8 protein-coding genes are annotated in these 8,974 nt (G+C 46.1%); 1 reads left to right on the top strand and 7 read right to left on the bottom strand.

Annotated features, from left to right (window positions below):
• Positions 1 to 210 precede the first annotated feature (210 nt).
• The 7 genes from KQI39_RS16725 to hemA all read right to left on the bottom strand — a co-directional run bounded on the left by KQI39_RS16725 (position 211) and on the right by hemA (position 7,790).
• A complete protein-coding gene (locus tag KQI39_RS16725; protein ID WP_021977696.1) occupies positions 211 to 1,296 on the bottom strand; it encodes a lactonase family protein in 1,086 nt (361 codons plus the stop codon).
• Positions 1,297 to 1,428: 132 nt separating this feature from the next.
• Complete coding sequence (gene hemL, locus KQI39_RS16720; protein ID WP_216419711.1) at positions 1,429 to 2,709, bottom strand: glutamate-1-semialdehyde 2,1-aminomutase; 1,281 nt, start codon at positions 2,707 to 2,709, stop codon at positions 1,429 to 1,431.
• The gene (hemB, locus tag KQI39_RS16715; RefSeq protein WP_148447192.1) at positions 2,709 to 3,692 is read right to left on the bottom strand and encodes a porphobilinogen synthase; all 984 of its coding nucleotides are present in this window, start codon (positions 3,690 to 3,692) and stop codon (positions 2,709 to 2,711) included. The genes hemL and hemB overlap by 1 nt, the downstream gene beginning before the upstream one ends.
• A gap of 2 nt (positions 3,693 to 3,694) precedes the next feature.
• The gene (cobA, locus tag KQI39_RS16710; protein ID WP_216419710.1) at positions 3,695 to 5,200 is read right to left on the bottom strand and encodes a uroporphyrinogen-III C-methyltransferase; all 1,506 of its coding nucleotides are present in this window, start codon (positions 5,198 to 5,200) and stop codon (positions 3,695 to 3,697) included.
• Positions 5,197 to 6,099 carry a hydroxymethylbilane synthase gene (gene hemC / locus KQI39_RS16705; RefSeq protein ID WP_216419709.1) on the bottom strand — a complete coding sequence of 301 codons (903 nt, stop codon included), beginning with the start codon at positions 6,097 to 6,099 and terminating at the stop codon, positions 5,197 to 5,199. Before hemC ends, cobA begins: the two co-directional genes overlap by 4 nt.
• Positions 6,077 to 6,571, bottom strand: a complete 495-nt coding sequence (locus tag KQI39_RS16700; RefSeq protein WP_118071637.1) for a precorrin-2 dehydrogenase/sirohydrochlorin ferrochelatase family protein — start codon at positions 6,569 to 6,571, stop codon at positions 6,077 to 6,079. The genes hemC and KQI39_RS16700 overlap by 23 nt, the downstream gene beginning before the upstream one ends.
• On the bottom strand, positions 6,561 to 7,790 hold the full coding sequence (gene hemA / locus KQI39_RS16695) for a glutamyl-tRNA reductase (protein WP_216419708.1): 1,230 nt from the start codon (positions 7,788 to 7,790) through the stop codon (positions 6,561 to 6,563). Before hemA ends, KQI39_RS16700 begins: the two co-directional genes overlap by 11 nt.
• A gap of 234 nt (positions 7,791 to 8,024) precedes the next feature.
• Here hemA and KQI39_RS16690 point away from each other — a divergent pair, with 234 nt between their 5' ends.
• Positions 8,025 to 8,822, top strand: a complete 798-nt coding sequence (locus tag KQI39_RS16690; RefSeq protein ID WP_216419707.1) for a sirohydrochlorin cobaltochelatase — start codon at positions 8,025 to 8,027, stop codon at positions 8,820 to 8,822.
• Positions 8,823 to 8,974 lie beyond the last annotated feature (152 nt).

Below are 8,974 nucleotides of genomic sequence, written 5' to 3'. Positions count from 1 at the left end.
CCTGTGATTTAATATTTGTGGTTTGCAGACCTACATTTATTTTAACACAGGAGATTACTTATATCTAAAGATCTTCCCTCCCCCTGCATAGCAGGGGGTTTATTTTTACTGTCACACAACAAAAAACAGACTCAGGGAATCTTATTGCTTATCCCTGAGTCTGTCTTTGTATCCGGATATCTGGCCGTTGCAGTCATTTACCGAAAAGAATTATTTGCAGATGCCATCCACATCTCCCGGCACCGGCCAGATATGGATGCTGTTCGGTGTTTCGATCTTTCTTGGCTTCTCATTCATCATAATAATATTTTTTTCGTAATCTACTGTAAAAACAGTAATACTGTTACTTCCATGATTTGCAATGGCAATATGTTTGTTATCCGGGAAGATCATAAGATCTTTCGGATAATCACCGCTGATCGGAAGGGTAAATTTCTTGGTCAGAAGGCCGGTTTCCTGGTCTACCGCATACATGGTTACTGTGTTCTCACCTGCAGTTGTGCAGAAAAGATATTTGCCATCCGCAGAAAGAGACATACCTGATGCTGCGTTGTGAATCGCATCATTGGCATCTTCTTTTCCAAGAGTGGTAATACTCTGGAGCAGCTGAAACTCCGGGTTCTTGCCGCTTCCGTCATAGCTGTATACCTTAACCTCATTGCTGAGCTCAAAAAGAAGATATGCAAATCTTCCGTCATCACTGAAACGGATAATACGAGGGCCGCTCTCTCTCGGGCAGCGAAGAATATCCACAAGTTCCAGTTTATCTTTCTTCTTGTTGATCCTGTAAATTTTCACCTGATCAATGCCATTATCTACCGCACAGAGATATTTGTTATCCGGTGTAGGGCGGACACAGTTTACATGTGGACGGAAGTTACGCTCTGCCACACTTCCAAGTCCTTTATGGAAAACACCGTCCATAACGCTTCCCAGACGTCCGTCTTTATGGGTATGTACAACCGTTACCTTGCCATCATGGTAACCTGCTACATAAAGATATCTTCCGTCTACATCTGTTGCAAGATAACAGCCTCGCATTCCGTTAATATCTACGCTGTTAATACGGGAAAGATCTCCATTTTCATCTCTCTCAAATACAGCCACACCTTCATCCTCGATGGAGTACAGATATTTACCGTTTTTGGAAACTGCCAGATGAGATGCATTGCTGACCTCTACCTCACTGCGCTCTGTCAGTGTTCCGTTCTCTACATCTACATCGTATACCTGAATTCCCTTACTGGTTCCATGGGTATATGTTCCCACGTAAGCCACGTACTTCTTTTTTCCCATAAGCTCTGGCCTCCTGCTTTCACATTCATTACGTATTTTTGTGTTTATTTTATCACAAAGTTTTTTGAAGAACAAGTTACCATCCTACTATCTTTGTGTAAATTCCTGTGCAAAATCATTTTTTTGCGGAAATTACAGATCTCCCAGGGCGCCTCTCATTGCTTCCAGAGTTTCATCAATCACTTCATCTGTGTGTGCTGTGGAAAGGAACATTGCCTCAAACTGGGACGGCGCAAGATGGATGCCACGTTTCAGCATTCCCTTGAAATATTTTGCAAAAAGATCCAGGTTGGAGGTTTTTGCGGAAACATAATCTTTTACTTCCTGATCTGTGAAGAAGATACTTGCCAGGGAAGAATCATAATTTACCTGATATGGAAGACCTTTTTCCTCCACGATTGTCTTCAGTCCGCCGTAAAGTTTCTCGCCTTTTACTGCCAGCTCTTTATAGATCTCCTGATGCTCATAGAGATATTTCAGCTGTGTGAATCCTGCTGCCATGGCAACCGGATTTCCACTTAAGGTACCTGCCTGGTATACAGGACCACACGGTGAGATCAGATCCATGATCTCTTTGCGGCCGCCATATGCACCTACCGGCATTCCTGCGCCGATGATTTTTCCATAGGTGACAAGATCCGGGCGAATGCCAAAATACTCTGCGGCTCCGCCAAAGGCAAGACGGAATCCTGTGATTACCTCATCAAAGATCAGCAGACAGTTATGCTCATCACAAAGCTGGCGAAGTCTCTTTAAGAAACCTGGTTTCGGAGGAACTACGCCCATGTTTGCTCCTACTGCTTCCACGATCACTGCCGCCACATTTCCCTCTTCCTGTTTGAGAAGCGCTTCCACGCTGGCCGCATCATTGTAGGTTGCAGTCATGGTATCCTGTGTGCAGCCCTTGGGAACACCGGCGCTGTCCGGAATACCGCTTGCCATGACACCGGAACCGGCACTTACCAGAAGGCAGTCACTGTGTCCGTGGTAGCAGCCTGCAAATTTGATGATCTTGTCTTTTCCGGTGAAACCTCTTGCCGCACGGATGGCACTCATAACAGCCTCTGTTCCGGAGTTTACCATACGAATCATATCTACATGCGGAATATGCTCACAGATAAATTCTGCAATCTCCACTTCAATTTCCGTAGCGCATCCAAAACTCAGGCCATTTTCACAGGCTTTGATCACGCTTTCACGGATCTCCGGGAAATTATGTCCCAGGATCATCGGGCCCCAGGAATCAATATAATCCACATAGCGGTTTCCATCCACATCATAGATGTAACATTTATCTGCTTTTTCAATAAAACGAGGTGCCTCACCGATAGCTCCATAAGATCTTACCGGGCTGTTTACGCCTCCCGGTATTCTTTTTACCGCACGCTCAAATAACTGTTCTGATTTTGTCATCAGCCGATTCTCCCTTCATCCATAAGTCTTGCCAGAAGTTCTGCATAGTAGGTAAGATAGATCTGTGCGCCGGAACGGAATGCTCCGGTAGCCATCTCGCCTACGATTCTTTCCTCATCAATCCAGCCATTTGCGGCTGCAGCTTTTACCATGGCATATTCACCACTGACACTGTATGCCGCAACTGGTACATTGGTGGCTTCCTTTACCTGCCAGATCATATCCTGATATGCAAGAGCCGGTTTTACCATGATGATGTCTGCGCCTTCCTCAACATCTGTAAGGGCTTCTTTCAGGCCTTCTCTGCTGTTGTGCGGGTCCATCTGGTAACTCTTTCTGTCACCAAAAGACGGAGCAGAATCAGCCGCTTCACGGAACGGGCCATAAAATGCGGAAGCATATTTTACCGCATAGGACATAATCGGAGTTGTATAATGTCCGGCTTTATCCAGGCACTCCCTGATTGCTGCAACACGGCCATCCATCATATCGGAAGGTGCTACCATATCCGCTCCTGCCTCTACGTGGGAAAGTGCTGTTTTTGCAAGAAGATCCAGTGTTTTGTCATTGTCCACATCATGGCCGCAGAGAACGCCGCAGTGTCCATGGGAAGTGTACTCACACATGCATACATCTGTTACATAATAAAGTTCCGGGAATTTCTCTTTTGCAATGCGAAGAGCTCTCTGAACAATTCCCTCCGAATCATAGGCACCGCTGCCCACTTCATCCTTATGGTCAGGAATACCAAAAAACATTACACTGCCAACACCGGCTTTGGAAAGCTGCTCCAGTTTATAGGGAAGACGATCCAGGCTATAGCGGTACTGCCCGGTCATGGACGGAATTTCTTCTTCCTTGTTTTCTCCTTCCATCACAAACATGGGATACATAAGAGAAGATTTATCCATTCTTGTCTCACGTACCATCTTACGAAGGTTTTCGCTGCCTCTTAATCTTCTTGGTCTTTTTGTCAGTTCCATGATCATTCGCTCCTTTTCATATCCTCCACCAGTTTGACAAGACTGTCAATGGTGGCTTTTTCTGCCATATATGCTTTCATTCCAAAGCTCTCGGCTGCCGCTTTCGTCTGCTTGCCAATGCAGGCTGCCTTAACCTTTGAATAATCCAGTCCTTTTGTTCCCTCCACAAAACCTTTCACAGTGGAAGCACTTGTAAATACCGCACAGCTGATCTGTCCTGTCTCAAATTCCTTCTTCTCGTCAATAAGCTGGCTTTTTTCGTAAAGAGTCTGATAGGTTGGAATGTCTTCAACCTCAGCCCCTGCCTGTGTAAGAAATGCGGTAAGCTTTTCGTTACCTTTTTCAGCTCTCGGGATCAGGATCTTTTCTCCGCCGGAAAGAATCTCGGAAAGTTCTTTTCCAAGGGTATCCCCGTCATATACAGACGGCACAAAATCCGCCAGAAGGCCTCTTTCTTTCAGAGTCTTTTTTGTTCCCTCACCGATCACTGCCAGACGGATGTTTCCCATAGCACGGATATCTTTTCCATGACGGATAAGTTCCTCAAAAAATACCCTCACCCCTGTAGGGCTGGTAAATACAAGCCACTGATAGGTTTCCAGCTGATCCAGTGCCTGATAAAGACGGCTCTGGTCTTCCATGGGAACCGTACGGATCGCCGGAAGTTCCAGCACCTCCGCGCCTTTTTCACGAAGCTTGTCCGCAGTTCTGGAAACCAGTTCTTTTGGTCTCGTGACAAGAACTTTCCAGCCTGCAAGAGGCAGTTCTTCATACCAGCCGAATTTCTCTGCCAGTGTACATACCTTACCTACTACAATGATCGCCGGTGTCTCAATTCCCTGACGTTTTACCTCTTCTTCCAGAGTGGAAACTGTAGCCACGATCCGCTTCTGGCCTGCTGTCGTTCCTTTTTGCAGGATTGCTGCAGGCATATCTTTTTCCATACCTGCATTTACAAGGCCGGCACAGATATCCGGAAGCGCGGAAACGCCCATCAGAAATACAAGGGTTCCCTTTGTATCAACAAGTGCACGGAAGTCTATATCGTATTCTTCTCCGGCTCTTTTATGTCCTGTAATAATATGAACCGAAGAGCAAAAATCTCTGTGTGTTACCGGAACCCCGTTATATGCCGGTACTGCAATGGAAGAAGTAACTCCCGGAACAACTTCATAAGGGATTCCATTCTCCCGAAGAAGTTCCAGCTCCTCTCCGCCTCTTCCAAAGAGGAAAGGATCTCCACCTTTCAGACGTACCACACGAAGGCCTTTCTGTGCCTCTTCCAGAAGTACCTGATTGATATTTTCCTGACGCATGATGTGGTGGCTGGCACGTTTGCCAACATTGATCAGCTTCACGCCTTCCGGGATCCGTGACAGAACTCCCTGGCCTACCAGGCTGTCATAGACAACCACATCTGCCTGTTCCAGCACTTTGAGACCTTTTAATGTAAAAAGACCGATATCGCCAGGGCCTGCGCCTACCAGCCATACTTTTCCTGTTTTCATCTGTTTTCTCCTTTTTTCCGAAGAGTTTCTGCCAGTTCCCTGCCCAAGCTTTCCGCATCGGCCTTGTTGCCACGCAGTGTTCCTGTTACATAGGAACCGTCTTTTTCATTATAATAAAGTCCTCTGAGATAAAGTTCATCCCCGGAAATTTCCCCGTGGGCGGCTACCGGAGAAGAACAGCCTCCATCCAGAAGTTTCACAAATGCACGCTCCGCACTTCCCGCGGCCCAGGCTTCTTCATCACAGTAACCATTCAGGAAACTGTAGTCCTCACCTTTTCGTCCCTGTACCGCAAGGATTCCCTGTCCTGCTGCCGGAATAATCTCATCTGCGGTAAAATATCGGCTGATCCTGGATTCCAGTCCAAGTCTCTTAAGCCCGGCCGCTGCCAGGATCAGGGCACTGTACTGTCCTTCATCCAGCTTCCGGAGTCTTGTCTGAAGATTTCCACGAATACTTTTGACCTCCATATCCGGATACAGTTTCTTAAGCTGAAGTGTACGTCTCAGGCTGGAGCATCCAAGAGGTTTGCTTTTATTAAGTTCGGAAACTCCTTCCGGAAGTACCAGAACATCTCTTGGATCTTCTCTTCTGGAAAAAGCCAGAAGGGGAAGTTCTTCCGGAACTTCCATAGGCATGTCTTTGAGGCTGTGTACAGAAAGAATACTTCTTCCATCCATCAGTGCTTTATCCAATTCTTTTACAAAAAGACCTTTTCCGCCAACCTTATCCAGAGTACGGTCCAGAATGATATCCCCGGTAGTTTTCATGGTAAGAATCTCCACTTCCATTTCCGGATTTTTTTCTTTTATATAATCACGGACCATTTCGCTCTGAAGTACCGCAAGTTTACTCTCCCTGCTGCCAATTACAATTTTACTTTTCTTCGTCTTCATCATCCTGCTCCTTCAGTACCTTTTCCAGCGCTTTCTGAATTTCTTCCCTGACACGCTTTGCCTTTTTGTGGTCAAGACCGCTGGCTGTAACACCTACTACCATTTCATCTCTCATATAGATACCCGGAAAATAAAAATCACAGGATTCACGGTCGGAGGCTACATTTACATAAATGCCCTCCTCCCTACAGACACGGTGAATCTCATCATTTAATTTCCAGTCATTGGTGGCCGCGATTACCATGTAGGCACTGGCAAAATCAGAACGCTTTACAGGGCGGATATGTAAATTTACGGTCCCGGCTTTTCCAAGATCCATAAGTTCCTGTGTGACTTTTGTTGCCACGACTGTGATATTCCTTGTAAATTTCAGAAGTGTTTTTACCCGTCTGGTGGCGATATTACCGCCGCCTGCCACAACAATATTCTTGTCTGACAGATCAATAAACATGGGGAAATACGGTTTATTCTTCATAAAGTTTCTCCAGTCCTTCCACACATTCCAAAAAAACATCCTGGTTCAGGCTGTCACGAAGTCCGAAAATCAGCTTGTTCACAACCTTTCCGGCTGCCGTATCCACTGCTTTTTTCAGATTCTCTCTGTCTGAATCTTCCATGGGAGTTTTCCGGAATATTTTTTCGATTCTTAAGTTCAGATCTTCCACTGCATCCGCTTTGATTTCCTGGATACGTGGAATAATATCACGGCCATCCAGCCACTGGAAGAATTCTTCCATCTGCTCTTTTACAATTTTTCCTGCCGCTTCCAGATTATCCGCAAGTTCCTTCGGCGTCTCACTGGTACGGAAGCTGTCCATATCATAAAGTGTGATATTTTCTTTCTTTCGGATCTCCGGATCAATATCTCTCGGGACAGCCAGATCGATAAGAATCATTGGCCGTTCCACCCGTACATCCTCAAACAGTTCTTCTGTCAGTGTATAGTTGGGACTTGCCGTTGCACTGACAACCAGATCACATTCCGGCAGATAGTCCATTCTCTCACCGTAATTGATCCTGCTGCATCCAACCGGAATGCTCACAACACCGCTTCTGTACTGACGGATCGTAACCGTCACATCCGCACCGGCTTCCCTAAGTGTCTGTGCTGCCATTTTTCCCATTTCACCATTTCCGATTACCATACAGACTTTATTTCTCACATGGTATCCACCCTCCTCAAGAAAGCGGATTGCCTGATGGATCACAGAAGGATTTCCGTGGGAAAAAGGAACTTCTGTCTTGATCTTCTTTCCTGCAGTTACAGCCATCCGGAACAGCACCTCCAGAACACTGTCTGTAGTAAACTCTTCCCTTGCAAAACTCAACGCATCTTTTACCTGAGTAAGGATCTGGTCCTCGCCCAGAATCTGGGATTTCAACCCGCTTGTGAGATAAAAAAGGTGCTCTACAGCCTCCTCATTTTCTCTGCTGATAAAGTATTTCCGGTATTCTTCCCCTTCAATTCCCTTCAGCCTGCAAAGCCACTGATAGAGTTCCGGTTTTTCATCTTCTTCCGTGCTTACCCAGAGTTCCAGCCGATTGCAGGTTGACAGAATAATACACCCACAGATCCCTGGCTCTTTTTTCAGCTTAAGCAGTGCCTCACCGGTATTCTTCCTGGTGAAGGCAAAAAGAGCTCTGATATCCACAGGTGCCATATTATGGTCAATTCCAAGCATGAATATACTCATGTCTTTTGTTCTCCTTTGTTTCCAGGTGGTTTCATCTACCACCGATATGTCAAGCGAATATTCGCACTTATATAACTGTATTCCCGTACATTTTTCATATGTCCGCAGTCTTTTATAATGATAAACATTTCCGCCCGGAAAGTCAACTACGATTGACAATCCTGTACCCTCCTTTTATAATAACTTCAGGTAGAAAATGCGGAAAATATATTTCAGGATGGAGGAAATCCCTGTATGAATGCAGCTTCAAAAAAAGCAATCCTCATAGTCAGTTTTGGTACAAGCTATGAGAACACCCGTAAACGAACCATTGACGCCATCGAACGTGATATCGCCGATGCGTTTCCTGCCTGTCCGGCCTATCGTGCCTGGACAAGCAAGATGATCATTGCCAAATTAAAAAAACGTGACGGAATCATCATACACACCGTAAAGGAAGCCATGGAACAGATGCTTCTCGATGGAGTTACTGATGTGATCGTGCAGCCTACCCATGTAATCAACGGAATTGAAAATGACCAGATGAAAGCAGACGCTCTTTCTTTCCGTGACCGGTTTTCAAGTATTGTTTTCGGAAATCCTCTTCTTACCACAGAAGAAGATAACCAGGCTGTCGTCCAGGCTGTTGCCGATGAGTTTCAGGGTATGGACCAGGAAACAGCCCTTGTTCTTATGGGACACGGAACGGAGCATTATGCAAATTCTGTTTATGCTGCCCTGGATTACCGTTTTAAAGATATGGGACATAAAAATATCTTTCTCGGAACTGTTGAGGCTTATCCTGCCCTGGATTCTCTTCTCCGGGCTGCGGACAGCTTTCAGCCAAAAAAGATTGTTCTTGCTCCTTTTATGATTGTGGCCGGTGATCATGCACAGAACGATCTGGCCGGTGAAGATCCGGACTCCTGGATGAACCGTCTCTCCTCGGAAGGGTATGAGGTAACTCCTGTACTGAAAGGTCTTGGCGAATATCCGAAAATCCGCCAAGTTCTCGTAGATCATGTACAGCAGGCCATGGACGCTTCGGTCTGATTCGAACAGGGTATATTGTTCATATTCATCATAAATCATAACCACCGGCTTAGCCGGTGGTTTGCACTGCCCCTATAAGGGGCTCATCCCTGCTTGCGCCCGGAAGGCGCACTGAGAGGGCCCGCCTCTTGCACTGCTTTTCACAGGCTGGC

The sequence above is a fragment of the Blautia sp. MSJ-36 genome, assembly GCF_018917985.1.
Lineage (GTDB): Bacteria > Bacillota > Clostridia > Lachnospirales > Lachnospiraceae > Blautia_A.
This window is presented reverse-complemented; position numbering and strand designations above follow the sequence as displayed.